17 protein-coding genes are annotated in these 21,358 nt (G+C 58.5%); 10 read left to right on the top strand and 7 right to left on the bottom strand.

What is annotated here, in order from left to right; all coding sequences use genetic code 11:
• Window positions 1–142 precede the first annotated feature (142 nt).
• Window positions 143–973 carry a DUF3883 domain-containing protein gene (locus tag ACGYK4_RS12750; protein ID WP_394456838.1) on the bottom strand — a complete coding sequence of 277 codons (831 nt, stop codon included), beginning with the start codon at window positions 971–973 and terminating at the stop codon, window positions 143–145.
• 150 nt (window positions 974–1,123) lie between these two features.
• On the opposite strand from ACGYK4_RS12750, the gene hsdR reads away from it, so the two are divergent.
• The 6 genes from hsdR to ACGYK4_RS12780 all read left to right on the top strand — a co-directional run bounded on the left by hsdR (window position 1,124) and on the right by ACGYK4_RS12780 (window position 9,363).
• On the top strand, window positions 1,124–3,586 hold the full coding sequence (gene hsdR, locus ACGYK4_RS12755; protein WP_394456839.1) for an EcoAI/FtnUII family type I restriction enzme subunit R: 2,463 nt from the start codon (window positions 1,124–1,126) through the stop codon (window positions 3,584–3,586).
• A gap of 3 nt (window positions 3,587–3,589) precedes the next feature.
• Complete coding sequence (locus ACGYK4_RS12760; protein WP_394456841.1) at window positions 3,590–5,038, top strand: N-6 DNA methylase; 1,449 nt, start codon at window positions 3,590–3,592, stop codon at window positions 5,036–5,038.
• Complete coding sequence (locus ACGYK4_RS12765; protein WP_394456843.1) at window positions 5,035–6,750, top strand: restriction endonuclease subunit S; 1,716 nt, start codon at window positions 5,035–5,037, stop codon at window positions 6,748–6,750. The genes ACGYK4_RS12760 and ACGYK4_RS12765 overlap by 4 nt, the downstream gene beginning before the upstream one ends.
• A complete protein-coding gene (locus tag ACGYK4_RS12770) occupies window positions 6,747–7,217 on the top strand; it encodes a DUF6998 domain-containing protein (protein WP_394456845.1) in 471 nt (156 codons plus the stop codon). The genes ACGYK4_RS12765 and ACGYK4_RS12770 overlap by 4 nt, the downstream gene beginning before the upstream one ends.
• A gap of 45 nt (window positions 7,218–7,262) precedes the next feature.
• Window positions 7,263–8,216, top strand: a complete 954-nt coding sequence (locus ACGYK4_RS12775) for a GIY-YIG nuclease family protein (RefSeq protein ID WP_394456847.1) — start codon at window positions 7,263–7,265, stop codon at window positions 8,214–8,216.
• A gap of 124 nt (window positions 8,217–8,340) precedes the next feature.
• Window positions 8,341–9,363: an IS110 family transposase gene (locus ACGYK4_RS12780; RefSeq protein WP_394456849.1), complete on the top strand. Its 1,023-nt coding sequence runs from the start codon at window positions 8,341–8,343 to the stop codon at window positions 9,361–9,363.
• A gap of 462 nt (window positions 9,364–9,825) precedes the next feature.
• On the opposite strand, the gene ACGYK4_RS12785 is transcribed toward ACGYK4_RS12780, so the two are convergent.
• Window positions 9,826–11,355 carry an ATP/GTP-binding protein gene (locus ACGYK4_RS12785; protein ID WP_394456851.1) on the bottom strand — a complete coding sequence of 510 codons (1,530 nt, stop codon included), beginning with the start codon at window positions 11,353–11,355 and terminating at the stop codon, window positions 9,826–9,828.
• A gap of 646 nt (window positions 11,356–12,001) precedes the next feature.
• Between ACGYK4_RS12785 and ACGYK4_RS12790 the strand changes: the two genes are divergently transcribed.
• The 3 genes from ACGYK4_RS12790 (at window position 12,002) to ACGYK4_RS12800 (ending at window position 13,448) form a co-directional block, all read left to right on the top strand.
• Window positions 12,002–12,415, top strand: a complete 414-nt coding sequence (locus ACGYK4_RS12790; RefSeq protein ID WP_394456853.1) for a hypothetical protein — start codon at window positions 12,002–12,004, stop codon at window positions 12,413–12,415.
• A 303-nt stretch (window positions 12,416–12,718) separates the two neighbouring features.
• Window positions 12,719–13,069 (top strand): hypothetical protein, encoded by a 351-nt coding sequence (locus ACGYK4_RS12795; protein WP_394456855.1) that lies wholly within the window; start codon window positions 12,719–12,721, stop codon window positions 13,067–13,069.
• Window positions 13,059–13,448: a hypothetical protein gene (locus tag ACGYK4_RS12800; protein ID WP_394456857.1), complete on the top strand. Its 390-nt coding sequence runs from the start codon at window positions 13,059–13,061 to the stop codon at window positions 13,446–13,448. The genes ACGYK4_RS12795 and ACGYK4_RS12800 overlap by 11 nt, the downstream gene beginning before the upstream one ends.
• A gap of 409 nt (window positions 13,449–13,857) precedes the next feature.
• Here ACGYK4_RS12800 and ACGYK4_RS12805 read toward each other — a convergent pair whose 3' ends face one another.
• Window positions 13,858–16,137, bottom strand: a complete 2,280-nt coding sequence (locus ACGYK4_RS12805; RefSeq protein ID WP_394448843.1) for an adenosylcobalamin-dependent ribonucleoside-diphosphate reductase — start codon at window positions 16,135–16,137, stop codon at window positions 13,858–13,860.
• Window positions 16,138–16,304: 167 nt separating this feature from the next.
• Between ACGYK4_RS12805 and ACGYK4_RS12810 the strand changes: the two genes are divergently transcribed.
• Window positions 16,305–16,724, top strand: coding sequence for a DUF1489 family protein (locus ACGYK4_RS12810; protein ID WP_394414438.1), 420 nt, complete (start codon window positions 16,305–16,307; stop codon window positions 16,722–16,724).
• A 3-nt stretch (window positions 16,725–16,727) separates the two neighbouring features.
• On the opposite strand, the gene ACGYK4_RS12815 is transcribed toward ACGYK4_RS12810, so the two are convergent.
• The 4 genes from ACGYK4_RS12815 to ACGYK4_RS12830 are packed head-to-tail and all read right to left on the bottom strand — an operon-like array spanning window position 16,728 to window position 21,352.
• Window positions 16,728–18,548, bottom strand: coding sequence for an AMP-dependent synthetase/ligase (locus ACGYK4_RS12815; protein ID WP_394448840.1), 1,821 nt, complete (start codon window positions 18,546–18,548; stop codon window positions 16,728–16,730).
• 10 nt (window positions 18,549–18,558) lie between these two features.
• Window positions 18,559–19,401: an ABC transporter ATP-binding protein gene (locus ACGYK4_RS12820; RefSeq protein WP_394456859.1), complete on the bottom strand. Its 843-nt coding sequence runs from the start codon at window positions 19,399–19,401 to the stop codon at window positions 18,559–18,561.
• Window positions 19,402–19,404: 3 nt separating this feature from the next.
• A complete protein-coding gene (locus ACGYK4_RS12825) occupies window positions 19,405–20,613 on the bottom strand; it encodes an ABC transporter substrate-binding protein (RefSeq protein ID WP_394456861.1) in 1,209 nt (402 codons plus the stop codon).
• A gap of 28 nt (window positions 20,614–20,641) precedes the next feature.
• Window positions 20,642–21,352, bottom strand: a complete 711-nt coding sequence (locus ACGYK4_RS12830) for a branched-chain amino acid ABC transporter permease (protein WP_394456863.1) — start codon at window positions 21,350–21,352, stop codon at window positions 20,642–20,644.
• Window positions 21,353–21,358 lie beyond the last annotated feature (6 nt).

Raw genomic sequence — 21,358 nt, forward strand, 5'->3', positions numbered from 1 at the left:
GGGAAGTGTGTTCACATGGGTCAATTCTCAGTGACAATTTATGGGGCTACCGGGTCAGTTCTCAGTGACAATCAACAATCCGGGACTCTCGAGATCGAAATGATAAAGATCGCGCCAGTGCTGGATTGTAGCCAGTTTCCGGTCATCCAAAGCTGGCTTGGAAACTCGTCGCGGTCAGGGATACGTGCGCTTGAAGCGGTGGCCGTAACTCGAAAGCCTTTGGATCGTGCGCAAACTCATAGACACGTAGCAAGTGCCAATGCTCCCGCCTTTCCTCCGCGACCTCCAGTTCGTTGCGGGAGATATGAAAAGGTGTGCGTTCCCACCCGTTCGTCGTTTTGACTTCGATCAGGCGATCATGCCCATCAGGTGTGAAGCTGGCAATGTCGTAGCCCAACCCGTCGCCGTCTTCCTTAGATACCCAGCGCACCCGCGCCGCAAGGTCATTCCGGCCGTACTGGGTTAGGGTCGCGCGCTCATGGTGAAACACCCGCTCCTCACCGGCATATCCAAGCGCCCGGTTACGTTCGTCACGGCCGGCGGCATCAAACCGCCGGGCGATGCGCTGCATCTGCTCCAACTCATCCGGAGGTGGCGCATTTCGAAGGGTTGGCGCGACACCGATAAAGAGAGGCGCAGCCTCAGCCAATCCCCGTTGTGCTTTACCGTGAAGCGCCATTTCCCACTCAGGATTTCGTGCCAACCACCGGGCGGCGGCTTCGGCCAGCGACATCTGGAAGTTGAACCTTGGTGCATAACCTTTGATCGTTGGCAGTCCAAAGCCCCGCAAGGCGGCGGAGATGTTGCACATTTTGAATTCGATGGAACCTCGACTGCGATCGATCTGATCTTGCAAGGAGCGGTTCTGGGCGGCCTTGTTGTAACGACGACCCGACAGTTCGTCGCTGAGCATAGCAAAATACCCCGCGACGATCATATCGTTCTCAATATCGGACCAATCAGCAGTTGTCATAGTGCCGACGTTAATCCGCGCGACCCAGCGTGTCAGGCGAAAAGCGCTGGAGCGCGTTTCAATCTTTGCGATAGCGCACGCTTGTCATGTTCGCGTATTCCGAAGTAGCGTCTGGGGATAGTTTTTAGATTTCATTTACGGCAGGATAACATGGACAAGCGGAGCCTAAGTGAGCGCGATATATGCACAAAGTTCATCACTCCAGCTCTTGTATCAGCAGGCTGGGATGTTAACAGCCAGATCCGCGAAGAGGTAAGTTTTACCAAGGGCCGGATCATTGTTCGCGGGAAGATGGTCAGCCGCGGCGAAGGCAAGCGTGCTGATTACATCCTGTCAGCAAAGCCCAATATCCCTATCGCTCTTATCGAAGCGAAAGATAACAAGCAGCCCGTCGGCGGGGGCATGCAACAGGCGCTTGGCTATGCAGACACGCTGGATATCCCGTTCGTGTTTTCATCGAACGGCGATGGCTTTGTCTTTCACGATCGGACTGGATCTTCATCCATGGTCGAACAGTCGTTGGGCTTGGATGAATTTCCCAGCCCCCAAGAACTTTGGCAACGCTACAAAGCTTGGAAAGGGCTGTGCGACGCTGAAGAAAAGATAGCTCTTGAGGACTACCACGATGACGGGTCGGGCAAGGAACCGCGCTACTATCAGGTCAATGCCATTAACAAAACGATGGAGGCAATAGCCAAAGGGCAGGATCGCGTCCTCTTGGTAATGGCGACTGGCACCGGCAAAACTTATACGGCGTTTCAGATCATCTGGCGCTTTCGGCAGGCGTTTCCTGGAAAACGCGTTCTGTTCTTGGCAGATCGAAATGTCCTTATCGACCAAACCATGGTCAACGATTTCCGTCCCTTCAGTGGCAAGATGGCGAAACTGTCGACCCAGTCAAAAACCATCGAGCGGCCAGACGGAACCAAGGAGAGCGTCACGCTTGCGATGGACAAGAAGCGTCGCATTGACTCCTCCTATGAAATCTACCTCGGGCTTTACCAGGCCATCACCGGACCGAACGAGAGCCAGAAAATCTACCGTGAGTTCTCCAAAGACTTTTTCGACCTGATCATCATCGACGAGTGTCATCGGGGTAGCGCATCGGCGGACTCAGCTTGGCGGGAAATTCTCGACCACTTCTCTTCAGCCGTACAGATCGGCCTGACTGCGACACCCAAGGAAACGGAATACGCTTCGAATATCGACTACTTCGGAGCGCCAGTCTTCAGCTACACCTTGAAGCAAGGCATCCGCGACGGTTTCCTTGCGCCCTACAAAGTCATCAAAGTTCACGTCGATCGTGACGTGCAGGGGTATCGCCCGGAAAAAGGCCAGCTGGACCGGGATGGCGAAGAGGTCGAGGACCGCATTTACAACGCGAAGGATTTTGACCGCACACTGGTTTTGGACGACCGCACCAAGCTCGTCGCGCGGAAGATAACCGAGTTCCTCCACGAAAGCGGCGACCCGATGGCCAAGACCATCGTGTTCTGCGTGGATCAAGAGCATGCAGCGCGTATGCGGCAAGCGCTGATCAACGGAAACGCCGACTTGGTCGCAAAGAACGCGCGATACGTGATGCGGATCACTGGGAATGACAAAGACGGGATTGATCAACTGGGGAATTTTATCGATCCAGAGGCTGCATACCCCGTGATCGTTACGACTTCCAAACTCCTCTCCACGGGGGTCGACGCCCAGACTTGCCGTCTGATCGTGCTCGACCGCGAAGTCGGGTCCATGACGGAGTTCAAGCAGATCGTCGGGCGCGGCACGCGGGTGCATGAAGATACACGCAAGCTGTTCTTCACGCTGATGGATTTCCGCGGTGCATCAAGCCATTTCGCTGATCCGGACTTCGATGGTGAACCCGTCCAAATTTATCAGCCCGATCCGGATGACCCTGTTACCCCGCCGGACGAAACGCCAGCCGAGACGGCAGATGGCGATGGCGTATCGGGCAGCGAAAGTCCTGCGGAGAACGAGACCGTCCTGATCGATCCGAACAACCAGAACCTCACCAGCGATACCAAGACCGGACCGCGCCCCAAGGTCTATATCGATGGCGTGGGCGCTGACATCGTCGCTGAGCGCGTCGAATACCTTGATGAGAACGGCAAGCTGGTGACCGAGTCCCTCCGCGACTACACGCGCAAGGCTATGCGCCAGCGCTTCACCAGCCTTGATGACTTCCTGAAAAGCTGGAAACAGACGGAGCGGAAACACGCGCTTGTTGAAGAACTGGCCGAAGAGGGGTTGCCCCTCGACGTGATCGCCGACGAACTGGGGTTTGACCTCGACCCTTTTGACCTGATCTGCCATATCGCATTTGACGCCAAGCCGCTGACCCGAAAAGAGCGTGCCGACAATGTGCTCAAGCGAGATGTGTTCACCAAATTCGGCCCGCAGGCCCGCGCTGTCCTCGAAGCTTTGCTTGAGAAATATTCCGACGACGGCGTAATCAGTATCGACGACCCAAAGATCCTTAAGATCAATCCATTCTCCGGCATGGGCACCGAGGTCGAACTGATCCGAGCCTTCGGAAAAAAGAACGACTACATTCGCGCCGTGCACGAGATGCAAACGGCGCTCTACGAAGAAAGTGCTTAACCCATGTCCGTCCGTAATCTCGTCAAATCCATCCAAGACATCATGCGCAAGGACACCGGCGTCGACGGTGATGCGCAGCGTATGTCCCAGTTGGTCTGGATGTTCTTCCTCAAGATCATGGACGACCAGGACGAAGCGCTGGAAATCACGCAAGATGACTACACATCGCCCATCCCCGAGGACCTGCAATGGCGGACCTGGTCGGCGGATCCCGAGGGCATCACTGGCGACACGCTGCTGGCGTTCCTGAATGACGAGCTGTTCCCGCGTCTCAAACAACTCTCCCCGCAGCAAGGACCGCGCGCCAAGGTCGTGCGCGATGTGTTTGAGGACGCCTACAACTACATGAAGTCCGGCCAGCTCTTGCGGCAGGTGATCAACAAAATCAACGAGGTTGATTTCAACAACCTCACCGAGCGCCAGCACTTCGGCGATATCTACGAACAGCTGTTGAACGACCTTCAGAACGCGGGCAACGCCGGCGAATACTACACGCCCCGCGCCGTCACCGCCTTCATGGTCCAGCAGATCGACCCGACGCCGGGCGAGGTGCTCTTTGACCCCGCTTGCGGCACCGGCGGCTTTCTGACCTGTGCCATGCGTCACATGCGCGACAAGCACATCAAGCGCCCCGAGGACGAGACGCTGATGCAGGCCTCCCTGCGCGCGGTCGAAAAGAAACCGCTTCCCCACATGCTCTGCGTCACCAACATGCTGCTGCACGGGGTGGAGGAACCATCATGGGTCCGCCATGACAACACACTCGCCCGCCCGCTCGTCAGCTGGGGACAGGCGGACAAGGTCGACATCGTCCTGTCCAACCCGCCCTTCGGCGGCAAGGAAGAGGACGGGATCGAAAACAACTTCCCCACCTTCCGAACCCGCGAAACCGCCGACCTCTTCCTCGCCCTCATCATCCGCCTGCTCAAGGACACTGGCCGGGCTGCCGTGGTTCTGCCCGATGGCTCGCTCTTTGGCGAGGGCATCAAGACCCGGCTGAAGGAGCACCTGCTCGAGGAATGCAACCTGCACACCATCGTGCGGCTGCCGAACTCGGTCTTCAAACCCTACGCCTCCATTGGCACCAACCTGCTGTTCTTTGAAAAGGGCACGCCCACGCAGGACATCTGGTACTGGGAACACCGCGTACCGGAGACGCAGAAAGCCTATTCCATGACCAAGCCGATCCGGCTGGAGCATCTGGACGACTGCGCCGCATGGTGGGGCGGACTGAACCGCGAAGGACGTCAGGAAAGCGAACGCGCCTGGAAGGTGTCGATCGACGAGATCCGTGAACGTGGCTTCAACCTCGACATCAAGAACCCGCATGTCGTCGAAGAGGACTGGGGCGACCCAGAGACCTTGCTGAACGAACTGACCAAGGCCGAGGCTTCCGTCGACAGCCTGCGGGCCGAGCTGAAAGCCATCCTGACCGAGGCGCTGGCGCGATGAACGCGGAACGGTTGCTGGAGGTTTACGAGCAGATCAGCGAGGCGCCGGATGCCATCGCCCGGCTGCGGACGTTCGTGCTGGATTTGGCGGTGCGCGGGAAGCTGGTGGAGCAGGATCCGACCGATGAGCCCGCGTCAACGCTTTTAGACCGCATGACCGCGGAACGCGCGGAGCTGGAGCGCTCGAAGGCAATCAAGAAGGTGAAGCTATCAGTCTTCAATGCATCGAACGACGCTATACCGTTTAACTGGATTTGGACTCAGCTCGGCACAGTTGGTGACTGGGGCGCAGGTTCTACCCCGCAGCGTGGGAACTCTGAATTCTACGGCGGCGACATTCCTTGGCTGAAGTCGGGTGAGCTGGGAGACTCTCTCCGTCTGAAGGGCTCCGAAGAGACCGTCACGCACAAAGCGCTGGCTAAATGTTCATTTCGTTTGAACAAGCCGGGCGACGTGCTGATCGCCATGTATGGGGCCACTATTGGCAAACTTGCGATCCTCGCGGAAGACGCTGTCACCAATCAGGCGGTATGTGGATGCACACCCTTTGAAGGTCTCGCAAACCGCTATTTGTTCCTCTTCTTGCTCGCAAGTCGTGAGGCGTTTCACGCATCGAGCGAAGGTGGAGCCCAGCCCAACATTTCCAAGGTAAAGATCGTCAACACACGGTTCCCGCTCCCCCCTCTCGCTGAGCAGCATCGGATCGTCGCCAAGGTCGATGAGCTCATGGCGCTCTGTGATCGGCTTGCGGAGGCCCGCAAGACGCGGGAGGAGCTGCGCGACAAGGTCACCGCCGCCAGCCTCGCTCGCCTGACCGCCCCTGATACGACAGCAGAGGACTTCCCCACCCACGCCGCCTTCGCCCTCGAGGCGCTCCCCGCCCTCACCACGCGCCCCGACCAGATCAAGACCCTCCGCCAAACTATCCTCAACCTCGCCGTCCGCGGCAAACTGGTGGAACAGGATGTGGCGGATGAACCCGCGGCAGATCTTCTCGAAAGGATCGAGAAGGAAAAGGCGAAAATTCTATCGGAGACAGGTATGCGGAAACCTCGGAAGGTTGCCGACATGGACCCTACGGAAAGATGGACCGATCTGCCTGTAAACTGGGCGTGGACACAATTATCGAACCTCGGATTCATCTCTCCCCGGAATGAAGCAGATGACAATGCTGAAGCCTCATTCGTGCCAATGCCTATGATATTCGCTGAATATGGCGTCTCAAACGATCATGAGGCCCGCAACTGGGGAGAGATAAAGAAGGGCTATACGCATTTCGCTGAGGGCGATATTGGGCTTGCAAAGATCACGCCTTGTTTCGAGAACGGGAAGTCAACTGTTTTCCGCAACCTGACCGGTGGTTTCGGAAGCGGCACGACTGAACTTCATGTTCTGCGACCAATCATTGTTAACCCCGACTATATTGTTCTGTATTTGAAGTGCCCTCAATATATCGAAACGGGTATTCCAAAGATGACTGGCACAGCCGGCCAAAAGCGTGTTCCCAGCGAGTATTTCACATCCTCTCCATTCGCGCTCCCACCTCTTGCCGAACAACAGCGCATCGTGGCCAAGGTCGACGCCCTCATGGCTCTCTGCGACCGGCTGGAGGCCGCCCTGGCCACCGCCGACACCACCCGCACCCGCCTCCTCGAATCCCTGCTCCACGAAGCACTGGAGCCGGCGGCAACAACGCTGGAGGCCGCCGAATGAGCGAGAACGTCGACTGGGCGCGCGTCACCGCCTTGCTTGACGATCTCTACACCGCTGCCGATGGCCTCGAACGCATTTTCCCCGGTCGGAAATTCACCCTCGACGGTCATCTCGTTGGAAGTATCGGCGAGGTCGTCGCCGCCTACATGTTCGACCTCACCCTGAACCCGGCCTCCACCCAAGGTCACGACGCTCGTGCCCGCGATGGTCGCCAGGTCGAGATCAAGCTGACCCAGGGCCGTGGCGTCGCTATCCGCCATGAGCCCGAGCACCTGATCGTCCTGCACCGCCCTGTCGGCGGCCCGATCCGCGTGGTCTTCAACGGCCCTGGTCCCGTCGCCTGGGCCGCTGCTGGCGCAATGCAAAAGAACGGCCAGCGCCCGATTTCGCTCTCCCGCCTGACCGCACTGTCGAACGATGTGTTCGACCAAGACCGCCTGCCGGTCCTGCGCCCTCCGCCTGTATGATCCCATCGGGGTTTCGAAGCCCGCCTGACCAAGGAAGTCCACACAATGAGCAATGGCCTGCCAGACGGCAAACGCATTCGCATCCGTTCCTTCTACGGGTTCAGCCCCGAGGAGGATGGCTACGTCGGCTGGTCCAAGGCGACCGACCGCGACGCCTACCTGCGCAAACTCAGCGATGGCGACCTGATCATGATCTACGGCGCCAGCACTTCCGAGACGGCTAAGGCCGAGCGATCCTACGTTCTTGGCTTTCTTGAGATCGAGACACGCGCGATCCGGGACGAGGATAAGGCCTCGGACTTCGGCATGGAACGCAAACGCGAACGAGGCTGGTTGGGCCGATGGAGCCACGCTATCCCGGTGCGGCGGGCGTGGCGTAGTGAGGAGAAGCTGCTGATCAGCCAGATCGCGTATCGCTCCTATCGCGCAGAGGCCGGGCAGGCTCTGGCCGTCCACGGTGCGGAACTGGATGACGACGAGATCGCACAGGCCCTGAAGATCAGGGTTCGGGAGGTCAACGTCTTCGGCGAACCCCCGGTGGAAACGAAGGAGTCGAGGACAATCCCGTTCGGCCAAGTGTTCAAACCATCCCGGGCTTTCCCTGGCAGCCATGGCGAGCGTACGGTTAACTACGAGGACGGCGAGGCCTACGTCTACCTCGCCGTCTTTGAAGGTGACGGGCACGCCCTGCTCGATCGAAGGAAGGAGTTCGGTGACAAATCCGTCGCCATGAAGATCGGCGTTTCGAACGACACGAAGCGGCGGCTGGCGGAATTGAACGCAGGGATTCCCCCGGCTGCCAGCGGCAAATGGATGATCACCATGATCTCGCAGCCCTTTGCGGATAAGGAATCAGCCGAAACGAGCGAAGCGCTTTTCAAAGAGCAAGCCCAATCTCGATTGGAAAGCTTGGGTCGAGAGTTCTTCTGGGGCAGGCTTGACGACGCCAACTCCGTCTTCTGGTCCCTGCCCGGTATGGCTCGATTTTCCACGAAGTAGACCGCCGTTGTCTTGCTGAAACGTCATGGGCGGGAAGCTGATGGGGTGGATGGCTCCTGCTTCAACCGGCGTCGCAATGCGCCATAATGCAGGTGTCTAAATCTGCTTTGAGAGGAGCCACCCCATGCAAGTTACCACAATCGGCGTTGACCTGGCCAAGAACGTTTTCCAAGTCCATGGTATCGCAGAGAACGAGGTTGTGTTGTTCAACAAGCCCCTGAGACGGGCACAGTTTCTGCCGTTCTTTGCTAAGTTGGACCCCTGCCTGATCGGCATGGAGTCTTGCAGCAGCGCCCATCATTGGGCCCGCGAATTGACGGCCTTAGGCCACAAGGTGCGTTTGATCCCACCGATGTATGTGAAGCCCTATGTCAAACGTGGGAAATCTGATGCCATTGATGCGGAGGCAATCTGCGAAGCGGTGACACGTCCAGCCATGCGTTTTGTGGCGATTAAAACGGTTGAGCAACAAGCCCTGCTGTCGCTGCATCGGGCGCGCGACCTTTTGGTTCGTCAAAGAACGCAGTTGATCAACGGCTTGCGAGGACTGGTTGCCGAGTTCGGCATCTACATCCCCAGAGGACTGGCCTGCGTGATTGGGTTTGCTGAGGATATCACACTGGGTGAAGTGCTCGATTTGCCAGACATCGCCAATGAGGTGATCCGCAACCTGTCAGAACAGTTGATGGCATTGCATAAACGGATCCGATGGTATGAAGAGCGCCTCAAGCAAGTGGCTAAAGAAGATGCGCGTATCCGTTTGTTACGCACGATACCCGGCGTCGGCGCGGTGACGGCTTCTGCGATCATCGCCACTATCGGCGACGGGCACCAGTTCCGCAATGGCCGGGAGTTCGCCGCCTGGCTGGGCTTGACGCCTGCAAATAAATCCAGCGGAGGCAAGGAAAAGCTGGGGCGGATCACCAAGATGGGCGACCAGTATTTACGCTTTTTGCTTGTCGTCGGCATGACATCACTGGTCCGACAAACACGGTCCCACCCCGAACGTGCCAGCAAGTGGCTGACGTCGCTGCTCGAACGCAAACCCGCCCGTGTCGCAACTGTCGCCATGGCCAATAAGACCGCCCGGATCGTCTGGGCTGTCCTAACCCGCGACGAACCCTACAGCCCCCGTGCGGCAGTCTGAGAAGAAAGGAACAACGAGTTAGCAAGACCTGCGAGATGATGGTGCATAAGTCTGCCGCCAAGACCAAGACACTCCGCCGAATGTCCCGGGCGTCATAGCCCGCTAAGCTGTAAGGAACTTGGTTTGCGGAACCCATCAGGGCCAGCGGTCAAAACCGCGCAAACAGGCCGGACACATGACTGCTTCTGACAAATGCACAAATCAAATCAAAAATGTCTTGCTATGCAGGAGCCATCCACACATGACATTTGCCGCCCCCTCCTTAAACGGCAGAAAGTTTACAGATAGCAGCCTTTAAGAGCGTGGTTTTCCGTCACTGTCCTTGTGAATGCTAATTTCCAACACGGCCACCAACCGCTTCTAAGAAGCAGGAGTTAGTCGATGACTTCAATCGTGAAAGGGAATCACCTTACAAGGGATTGAGAAAACCCCGACGAGGAATCGACAGGCTCTTGTGTATCGTTAGTCCACCACGCTGGAAGCGCAATCGAGCCAATCTGCGACTTCTTTAACGTAGGCTCCCCACTCGTTGGACATTGCGGCCAAATCAATGATCTTGGGCAGTCCAGACGCTTCACTTTCATTTAGAACCTCAAGTATCTTTCCTACGAGATAGTGCTTGTCCTGCTCGACATTGATTTCTCGCGCAATATCGAAAATTTCTTTCTGCGAATTGTTAAGCGAATCTCTATCAATTCCTCGAATCATCCAATGAATTTGGGCTTCTGGCGCTGGTGGCGCTGCAGCGTTAGGCCTAAACTTCTTAATCCCGTCCAAGCAAGCGTTCCGTAATTCATCTCGCCCACCTTCTGTGCCAGAGACCACTTTATTAATCCGACCACTTCTCTCATCAGAGCCAACCAAAACATCCCCATCAAGAACGTATACCTGCCGCTCAGGCTCGTATTTTTCTGCAAGCGCCATCCCGCCCAAGACTGTAAAGCAATTATTTGCCGCCCCATATAATGTAATATTCGTATGCTTTTTGAGGCCTCTGCGGTATAATTCATGATTGACGACTGCTTGCGCCGTTCCGTCTTCTACGAATACTTCGAGGCTCCGCTCCATTACACCAGTGAGCCGGTAAACCGCGTCAGGCGTAGAGTTGGATAGGCATAGGGTTTTCGAAGCGCCTGTCTGGCTATCGAAGACTGAATGAATATGCTTGACGCTCACCTCACATGACCACCCCAATATTGCCTCCCTGTGTGAGGTGAAAACTATCTGAAGGCTTTTTTCGGTAGCGCGATCAAAGAGAACACGGATAAGCTTTTTGAGAGCGTCTGTGTGAAGTAGTAAATCTATCTCATCGATCAGTATCAGGCCATATTTTGGAGAGTTGAATACAGCAGAGAGAATTTCGATCGTTCGTTGCTCTCCCGCCCCCATAGCGAGAGATGAGTATTTCACCGCGTCTGTTTCCAGTCCCGTATAAGATCTACCTTTAGTGGCAGTGTGAATATTGATCTCGCTATAACTCTTGTTGAAAATATATCCAAGCTTATCCTTGATCAAAATTGAATCTTCATGCTGAGCAGTTGAAAAGCTTATTACACTTAACGCGCTCTCTTCTTCTATTTTTGGAACGCAGGATTTTATACCAACGAAACTCACATGTCGCTCGGGTCGCCTGGAGTATTTTGGAGACCATCTATCCGACGCCTTCTGATAGGTAGTCTCCTCATCTGGATGCTCATCCGCGCCCTCTCGATACGAATGCCTCATAGTAATGAAGCTACCACGCCAAGTGTCGTGCGATGTTGGAGTGAAAAAGTTGCTAAACTTCCAATCTCTGCAATCAGAGTCGGGCAAAGGGCGATAACAACATGCCAGTGCATGGAGTATCGTGGATTTCCCAGAACCATTTACCCCCATTATCGCAGTCAAGGGCCTGTCATCAAAATGCACCTCCTCAAGATCAGCTATGCCTTTGAGCTTCTTAATGCTGATTGACTTAATTACCTGCTGACTTTTTGGCATAACTCTCTTCAAATCCATCCTTAATTGTAACGATGCGACACATAACTAATAATTCTTCGATAGGTGCATTGTAGGCACTGCTGTCTCGGATATGGAAGTCAGGCCCCCGATGGGTATCTTTTCACCCATAAGTTGTCACTATGCCGCGTGTATATAAGAAAAAACAAGGCGTTGTCCTGTGATCTGGGTGACGCCTATGGCATTTTTCTGCAGGTTAGGTTCATCGGATTTAAGTTGGGGTTGCCTCAATCGGCAGCAGAGGGTTTGGAAGCAATCGTTTGCTGCCTCTGGCGCGAAGGTCGGCTCAGGGCTGTTTACGTTCGTGGCTTCAGTCCTTGGCAGTCAGTCGCGCGGGATTCGGTGATCTTAACGGGCCAGTGTTTACACCTACCGTTCGATGTCCCGCAGGAACATCTTAATCGTGCAAGCGCTTATTTCTGTAAGCAGCGCCAGCTTAAGGCAAGATGGTATGGTTCGAGAACTGCCGCAGCAGGGTTTCAGAGAGATCGAAGTTTTTTCTTCGTGCTGCGGATGATTGGCCAATGTTGATTTCGAGAAGCAGAAACGAAGTGGGTACGACGCAAACGCTAACCTTAGGACTACGCACAGGCTTGAAGCTGCCACGAACGGCAGACGCGCAACAAACAGGAGGACCAACATGCTGCGCACGCTCCCCACGAAGACCCTGTCCGCAGAACCGCAAATTGCCATCACCCGCACATTCGTCGCCGAGCACCGAACCGCCCTGTGTAACGCCGCGGACAGGATCGCCGGCGAGGCCGGAACAGCCCACGTTCTGCGCCTCATGTCGATGCTGCGCGAGGCACCACGCCTTGACCGCACAATGCGCCTCAGGTTGGTCAATCTCCACCGGCTCCTCTCATTGGAACCTGTCATTGAGGCGTACGAACCCAATTTTTCGACTTGGGTCTTCCTCGATCCCGCCAGCGAGGAAGTCGAAAACCTCTGCCCGCTTACTGACCGGCTCTATGATCTGTTGATCGACATCAGCCATCTGGATGCCGAGTGGGAGAAACAGGCGCTCGACCTCCCGGCGCAGAAGGCCGCCTAACATGCAGAACCGGCCGCGTAATGCGCGCGGCCGGTGACACTCTTTTGAAGCCACCGCGCAGAATGCCCAAGCGGATAAGAGCATCTTCTGAGCGACGCCCTGAACAATAAAATGTCCCGCGCGGCAGATTTCTTCTTCGTCTCTCAAAAGAACGACCAATGTTCTCTTTACCAGCACCAACACCGGCACCAGCGACCGCAACCAACTGAGAGGAACACGCGCCCCAGATCTCCCGAAAGCAGCGCACATGACGCCGATGAATAGGCATCACCAGCACCTTTCATGCATGCAAGGGAGACAGTCATGCTCAACACAAACACCACGAATATCAGCCAGGCCCGCTTTGATGCGGTCGCCGCGACCGAAAGACATCTGCGCCGAAATGGCGCCAGTCTATGCGATCTGCTCGACGCGCTCGACGATCCCGCGGGCTTCGAAGCGCTGTGCCGTCTACATAGCGCCTTCAGCCATCCTTTTCCGGACGCGGATGCCGTCGAAGACGCGGTTCACGATATCGCGCGCTTTCTTGTGGACCAGTCGCCATCCTCGCTCGACCGTATTGGATTTGAGCGGAGCTTTGCCGCGTCCGATATGGCGCGATGGCATGGAGCCCGGATCAGCGAAATCCACGAGAGGTTTCGCCATGCCGGATAATCTGCGGTGTGTGTTGCAGATCATCCAAGAAAAGCGTCTGAGAGATTACCCTGCCTCATTCGGGCCAGAGCAGGATATTTGCGATATCACGCTCTGGCTGAACCAAAAGTTCCCCAAATCGAAAGCGCGGCTGCTGGTTGATCGGCTTTACACTCAACGCAGCCGCGAAATCGTAGGCCTTTCGGTCACCGGAATAGCCTCACAAACTTTGTCGATGACCCCAATCGCCTTGGAGGCCTTTTTGGCTTTGGGATATTCGATCCAGAAGGCGAGCGGAGATAGCTTTCGATGTCCCTCTTGTTTTGGGCGTCATTCAAAGCATGATGCAGTCAAAGCCTTCGCACGCATCGAAAGCGCGCTACGCGCCCAGCGTTCATGATAGAAACACTGAGAAACGATATCAAAGGGCGGCGCGAGCCGCCCTTTTCTCGTTGCAACACTTGGACTGGGTTCCGGTCTTAAACTCAGGGTATGGTGATGCGCTGCTACGCCTTTCGATAGTCGAGATGCCTTTCAACAAAAGTAGCTCAAGGATTGATCGGTCTGGCGTTGCGGCTGCACATTCGGATGGCTCTGGTGGACAGAAAAAACAAGAATTTGTTTTTGGTGGCGAAAACCCGGCCCCATATCATCCCTGACAGGCTCGAACCCCCATTTAGCCCATAAGGGGGCCTAAAACGCGAAAATCGGGCGTTTCAGGCCGATTGACCTTTTTTGCTTGCGAAATGGACATTTCAGCCCGGCCGCTGGCTATTTATTGGTGGTCAGATCAAATAAGGCGCATTTAATCACCCACACTTACTATGCCCGCAGCTCCCGCAGGTCATGCAGCCCTCGACCATCCGCATGTCGAACTGACCGCAAGACGGGCAGGATTTGCCGCGCGGGGCGTCGAGGCCGACGACCTTCGCCTGCGGGTCGGTCTTCAGCCCCATGCCCTCGCCCGCGATGAAGCCGGTGGCGATCATGTGGCGCTCGATCACGCCGCCGATGGCCGCGAGGATCGAGGGGATGTATTTACCCTGCATCCAAGCCCCGCCGCGCGGGTCGAAGACGGCTTTCAGTTCTTCCACCACGAAGGAGACATCTCCGCCACGGCGGAACACGGCCGAGACCATGCGGGTCAGCGCCACGGTCCAGGCGAAATGCTCCATGTTCTTGGAGTTGATGAAGACCTCAAAGGGGCGACGATGGCCGTTCAGCACGATGTCGTTGATGGTGATGTAGAGCGCGTGCTCGCTATCGGGCCATTTGACCTTGTAGGTGTTGCCCTCCAACTCGGCGGGGCGGTCCAGCGGATCGGACATATAGACGATCTCGCCGCCTTCGCTGACCTGATCGGGGCTGTCGGCGGGGGCCTTGTCGCTCTTCTCGGAAGAGACGCTCAGAACCGAACCGGTCACATCGTTGGGGCGATAGGTGGTGCAGCCTTTGCAGCCTGTGTCCCACGCCTGCATGTAGACGTCCTTAAAGGCATCAAAGGAGATGTCCTCGGGGCAGTTGATAGTCTTGGAAATCGAACTGTCGATCCATTTCTGCGCGGCGGCCTGCATCTTGACGTGATCGGCGGGCGGCAGGGTCTGGGCGTTGACGAAATAGTCGGGCAGCGGCGCGTCACCTTTAAGCTCGCGCCACATCTGCACGGCGTAGTCGACGACCTCTTCCTCGGTCCGGCTGCCGTCTTTTTGCAGCACCTTGCGGGTGTAGGCATAGGCAAAGACCGGCTCGATCCCCGAGGACACGTTGCCCGCGTAGAGGCTGATCGTGCCGGTGGGGGCGATGGAGGTCAAAAGCGCGTTGCGGATACCGTGTTCGCGGATCGCCTCGCGCACGTCGTCGTCCATCTGCTGCATGGTGCCGGAGGCGAGGAACTTTTCGGCATCGAAGAGCGGGAAGGCCCCCTTCTCTTTCGCCAGTTCCACGCTCGCCAGATAGGAGGCGCGGGCGATGGCTTTGAGCCATGCCTCGGTCTGCGCCGCCGCCTCGTCAGAGCCGTAGCGCAGGCCGACCATCAACAGCGCATCGGCAAGGCCGGTGACGCCCAGACCGATGCGGCGCTTGTTCTGCGCCTCGGCAGCCTGTTCGGGCAGCGGGAAGTTCGACACGTCGACCACGTTGTCCATCATGCGAACGGCGGTGGCGACCAACTCGCTCATCGCGTCTTGGTCGAGATGGGCGTCGTCCTCGAAAGGCTGGGCGACCAGACGGGCAAGGTTGATCGAGCCCAGAAGGCAGGCGCCATAGGGCGGCAGCGGCTGCTCGCCACAAGGGTTGGTGGCGGCGATGGTCTCGCAATAGTTCAGGTTGTTCGCGGCGTTGATGCGGTCGATGAAGATCACGCCCGGCTCGGCGTAATCATAGGTCGCCTGCATGATCTTGTTCCACAGGTCACGCGCCTGCACGGTCTTGTAGACCTTGTCGCCGAAAACCAGATCCCACGATCCATCGGCCTTCACGGCCTCCATGAAGGGGTCGGTGACCAGCACGGACATGTTGAACATGCGCAGGCGGGCTGGGTCGGACTTGGCGGCGATGAAATCCTCCACATCCGGATGGTCGCAACGCATGGTCGCCATCATCGCGCCGCGGCGCGAGCCTGCGGACATGATGGTGCGGCACATGGCGTCCCAGACGTCCATGAAGGACAGCGGGCCGGAGGCATCCGCCGAGACGCCCAGCACATCCGCGCCGCGCGGGCGGATGGTGGAGAAGTCATAGCCGATTCCCCCGCCCTGCTGCATGGTCAGCGCGGCCTCTTTCAGCATGTCGAAGATGCCGGACATGCTGTCGGGCACGGTGCCCATGACGAAGCAGTTGAACAGCGTCACGCGGCGCGCGGTGCCGGCGCCTGCGGTGATGCGGCCCGCGGGGAGGTATTTAAAATCCTCCAGCGCGTTGAAAAACTTGTCTTCCCAAACATCCGCCTTCGATTCGACCTGCGCGAGGTCGCGGGCGATGCGGCGCCATGTGTCTTCGACCGTGACGTCCTTCGGGGTGCCATCGGCCCCTTTAAAACGGTATTTCATATCCCAGATTTGTTCGGCGATCGGGGCGGTAAAGCGGGACATGGGGTAACTCCTGAGGTCAGTGGCAGGGGCTCTTATTAGCTAGGCTCCGCCTGAGAGAAAACCGGAAAATTACCCTCCATCATACAAGAATTTGCATGTGATTGAAATCCAACTACCTTATATGGCGTGGACCAAAGGAATCGCTGGGGGGCGATGTGACCGGTAAAATGAACCTGATAAAGCTTTCGGTCGGCACCGAAGGCGTCGAAAGCCTCGCCAAATGGCAGGCGCGCAAGGACGTGCGCACGCATGACGGGCTGCCGCGCCATGTGACCCGCATGTGGCCCAAGCGCGAGGCCGAGATTCTCAACGGCGGCTCGATCTATTGGGTCATCAAGGGCGTAATTCAGGCCCGCCAGCGTATCGTTCGGCTGGAGGAGATCACCCGCGCCGACGGCATCCGCCGTTGCGCCATCGTGCTGGACCCCGAGATCATCCGCACCCAGAACAGCCTACGCCGGGCCTTCCAAGGCTGGCGCTACCTCAAGCCCGAGGATGCGCCGCCCGACCTGCCCGAGGGCCGCGAGGCCGAGGCGGAACTGCCCGTGGAATTGAACCGCGCGCTGGCCGAGATCGGCGTGCTCTGAGCCTCAGTCAGCGTAGAGCGCCTCGATCTGATCCCCATAGAGTTCGTAGACCTTGGCCCGGCGCACCTTCATCGTCGCGGTCACCTCGCCGTCGTCGTGGTCAAGCTCCTTGCGCATCAGCCAGACCTTTTTGACCTGTTCGACCCGCGCCAGATCGCGGTTCTGCTTGGCCACCTCCGCGTCGATCAATTCCTGCACCTTGGGGTGCTCGGCGAGCGAACGGAAGGTCGTATAGGCGATCCCCTGCCCCTCAGCCCAGAGCCGGACCGTGTCCATGTCGATCTGCACCAGTGCTGTCACATAGGGCCGCTTGTCGGCCACGGCGACCACCTCCTTGATGAAGGGGCTGGCCTTGATGACATTCTCGATATGCGCGGGCGCGAGGTTCTTGCCCGCGGCGTTGATCATGATGTCCTTCTTGCGGTCGATCAGCGTGATCGAACCGTCGGCCTCCTCTCGCCCCACATCGCCAGTATGTAGCCAGCCGTCGCGGAGCGTCTCGGCAGTGGCCTTGGGGTTCTTGTAGTACCCTTTGAAGATCGTCCCGCCCGAGAACAGCACCTCGCCGTCCTCCGCGATACGGGTGCGCACCCCGCTGACCGGGAAGCCGATGCGCCCGTCGCATTGCCCCCAGGAGCGCTGGATCGTACCCACGCCCGAGGTCTCGGACATGCCCCAGGCTTCGCGGATATTGACCCCGATGCCGCGCATGAAGCCCAGAAGCTCGGCGCTGATCGGCGCGGCGGCTGAGATCGCAAAGGTCGTCCGCCCAAGGCCGAGATAGCTGCGGATATGACGGTAGATCAGCGCGTCCCAAAAGGCATGGGCTAACCGGTCCCCGGCGCTCCATTTGTCGCGTCGGATCATGCCGCGCCGCTGCGCGCCCTTCAGCGCCATCAGCGTCATCGGCCCCTTGATGCGCCCGGCGGTCTGCGCCTGCACCAGCACGCCCGCCTGCATCTTCTCCCAGATCCGCGGCACGCCGAAGAAGACCTGCGGTGCAACCTCCCGCAGGTCGAGCGTGATGGTCCGAAGGCTCTCGCCGAAGTTCATCACAAACTGCTGCGCCAGCCCGTTGATCACCGTCACCGCCTGTTCCGCGATGTGGCACAGAGGCAGGTAGCTCAGCACATCCGTCCCGGGCGGGTAGTCGCCAAAGACATCCCGCGCCACGCCCACGCCCGCGTGGATATTGCCATAGGAAATCTCCGCCGCCTTGGGCAGGCCGGTAGAGCCCGATGTAAAGACCATCATCGCCGTGTCATCAGGCTCGATCCCCGCCTGCCGCGCCCGCAGATCATCAGCAAGATCGGCCAGCCGCGCCCGGCCCCGGTCGAGCAGTTCGTCGAAGCTGATTAGTCCCAGCAAATCCTCGCCCCGCGTGCCCTTGGGGTTGAAGATCACCAACTGGCGCAGCTGCGGCACCCGGTCGCCCAACTCCTTGATCTTGTCGAGCTGCTCCTGATCCTCAATGAACAGCACCGTGCTGTCCGAGGCGTTGATCAGATGCTCCAGTTCTGCCGCCGGGCTGGTGGGATACATGCCCACCACAACCCCCGCCGCCGCGTTGATGCCAAACTGCGCCTGCACCCACTCGCTGCGGTTCTCGCTTAGGATGCCGACATGGCCGCCGGGACTGAGACCCAGATCGACCAACCCTGCGGCGGTCGCCTGCATGATCTCTTGCAAGCCTGCCCAAGTGATCTCATTCCAAATGCCAAATTCCTTTTGCCGCATCGCCACGCCCATGGGGCGGTTGTCTGCATGGCTGTGCACCATGCGCACCAGCGGCGCGAAATCGCCTTTGAACTCATCAAATGCCATGGTGGCCTCCTTAGCTGAGCCAGCGTTTGCGGCGTTTGTAGTGTTTCACATCGCGGAAAGACTGCCGCGCGCCGCCCTCCTCGCCCATGCCGAGGTAAAAAGACTGGATGTCCTTGTCGCCGCGCAGCTTCTCGACATCGCCTTCCATGACGATCTGGCCGCTTTCCATGATGTAGCCGTAGTCGGCGACGGAAAAGGCCACGCCCGCGTTCTGCTCGACCAACAGGATCGCCGTGCCGTCCTCTTGGTTCAGACGCTTGATCGTGTCGAAAATCTCCGCCACCACCTTGGGCGCCAGTCCCAAGGATGGCTCATCCATCAAGATCAACTCAGGCCGCGCAATCATCGCCCGGCCAAAGGCCAACATCTGCTGCTCCCCGCCCGAAAGATAGCCTGCAATCTGCTTACGCCGTTCCTTCAACCGCGGGAAGAAGGCATAGACCTTGTCGTAATCCGCCTTCGCCTGCCGCCGGTCCAACGCATAGGAGGCGGCGATCAGATTGTCCTCCACCGTCATCTCGCTGAAGATCCGCCGCCCCTCGCGCACGTGAAACAGCCCCTGCTGCACCAGACGGTCGGGCTGGATCGACATGATCGACTGGCCCTTGAAGGAGATCCGCCCCTCGCCGACCTCGCCGTTCTCCAGCGCCAGCAGGTTACTCGCCGCCTTCAGCGTCGTGGTCTTGCCCGCGCCGTTGGTGCCCAGAAGCGTGACGATTTTACCGTCCGGCACCTCGAGCGACAGCCCGCGCAGCGCCTGCACCGTGTGGTGGTAGGTCACTTCGATGTTCTCGATGGTCAGCACGGGCGCTCCTTTCTCTAGGGTGTGGGGCGCCCGCGGGACGCGCCGCATTTATCAAACGGTGAACCAGTCCGATTTCGGCGTGAACAACCCGTCCTCGGGGTTGTAGCCATAGACGCGGCCGGTCCCGATGGCGTTGTTCTCCATGCTCACCGGCCCGCCGAAGAAGCCGCCCGAATCCCAGTTTGAGATGCACGAAAGCTTCTCGGCGATGTTGTCGGGGGTCAGTTCCAGCCCGGCCTCGGCGGTGTCGCGGAAGGCCTTCATGGCGATCTCAAGCCCGCACATGGTCTGGATCGCCCATGTTGACATGTAGTTCTCCAGCGGCGTGCCCGCGAACATCTGCTTGCTGAGTTCGGCATACTGCTGGTAGCGCGGCGCGTCTTCGCGGTCGTAGAAATAGCGGTAGGGCATGACGCCTTCGTAGCCCGCGAGGAAGGGCCCGGCCTCGGCGGTGATTCGGTCGGCAATGAGCTTTTCCATGCCCCAGAAGGTGCCCTTGAATTTGACCGGCAGACCGAACTGCCGCGCGCCGCCGATGAGCTGCGGCCAGACGCCGGTGACATAGCCCTGCAGAATGCAATGATCCGCTCCGGACTGCGCCAGCTTGGTGACATGGGTCGGGATGTCCGCGCCCTCGGCCTTGGTGCTTTCCTCGAGCACGACCTCGAGGCCAAGCTCCTCGGCGGTCTTGCGCCCATGCTCGATCGGATCGCGCCCGAACTCGGTGTTGGAGAAGATGAAGGCCACCTTCTGCCCGCCCTCGTTCTTGATGTTCTGCAGCAGGATGTCGAACTGGCTCTGGTAGGTCGGGCCCGAGAGATACTGATAGGGATGGGTCGCCGGGTCGGCGAGTTCCGAGGCAAAAGAGGTCGACCCCATGATCCGCGCATTCTCGCTCTTGAGCTCTGGCGCGATCAGCTTCATCGCCCCGGTGCTGTCGGCGAAATAGCCGATCATGTTCTTGCCTTCCGAGGCCAGCGCGCGCTGGTAGTTATTGAGTGCGTTCTGCGGCACATAGCCCGAATCCTCGGTGACGAAGCGGATGGGCACACCGGCCACGCCGCCCTCGTCGTTGAAAAGCTTGGTGGCCATGGCGAAGGCGGGGGCGACAAGTTGCCCCGCCGTGGCGAAGGGCCCGGTGAGCGGCAGCGAGGCGCCGAGCACGTATTCCTTGGGCTGGGCCCGCAGGATCATCGGCGTGCCGACTGCCGCCGTCGCGGCGGCGGTGGTGGCGAGGAAGGATCGGCGGTTCATGGTCATCTGTCTTCTCCCTGATGTGGCCTTTTGATTACCCGCGCGCAAACGGCCAACGGTTTGCGGCGCGCAGGATGCGGTCGACGATCTGGTTGATGCCCAAGGGCTCCTTGAGCAGGAACAACACCAGCAGCACGCCGAAGGCGATCTGCTGGAGAGGCGCGCGCAACTGTCCGGCCCCGGCGCTGTCCCCGGCGAGCGCGCCGAAGAGCACCTTGATCACCTCAGGCACCATAACGACGATGATAACGCCGAAAACCGGCCCCATCGTGCGCCCCATGCCGCCGATGATCAGCGCCGCCACGAGGTTGAGCGAGAGCGCCAGTTCGAACTGCTCGGGTAGGATGCGGGCGTAGAAATAGGCAAAAAGCGCCCCGGCAAGGCCGCAGTAGGCAGCCGAGAGGGCAAAGCTCATCAACTTGTAGCGCAGAAGCGAAATGCCGAGGATCTCGGCAGAATAGTCACGGTCGCGGATCGCGATGAAGGCGCGGCCCACCCGGGTGCGGATGAGGTTCTGCGCCGCCAGCAGCGAAACGAGGCCGACGACGGCGATCAGCCCGAACATCTCGCGCTTGGTATCCAGCTCCCAGCCCAGCAGGTTGGGCACATTGGTGTTGAGCCCGACCATGCCGCCGGTCCAGGGGGCAAAGAGGTCTTCCTCGATCAGGAAGATCACGATGAAATTCGCCGCCAGCGTCGCCACGGCGAGGTAGAGCCCCTTCACCCGCAGGCTCGGCAGCCCCACGAGCAC

Origin of the sequence: Sulfitobacter sp. 1A13368 (assembly GCF_043557275.1) — a bacterium.
GTDB lineage: Bacteria > Pseudomonadota > Alphaproteobacteria > Rhodobacterales > Rhodobacteraceae > Sulfitobacter > Sulfitobacter faviae.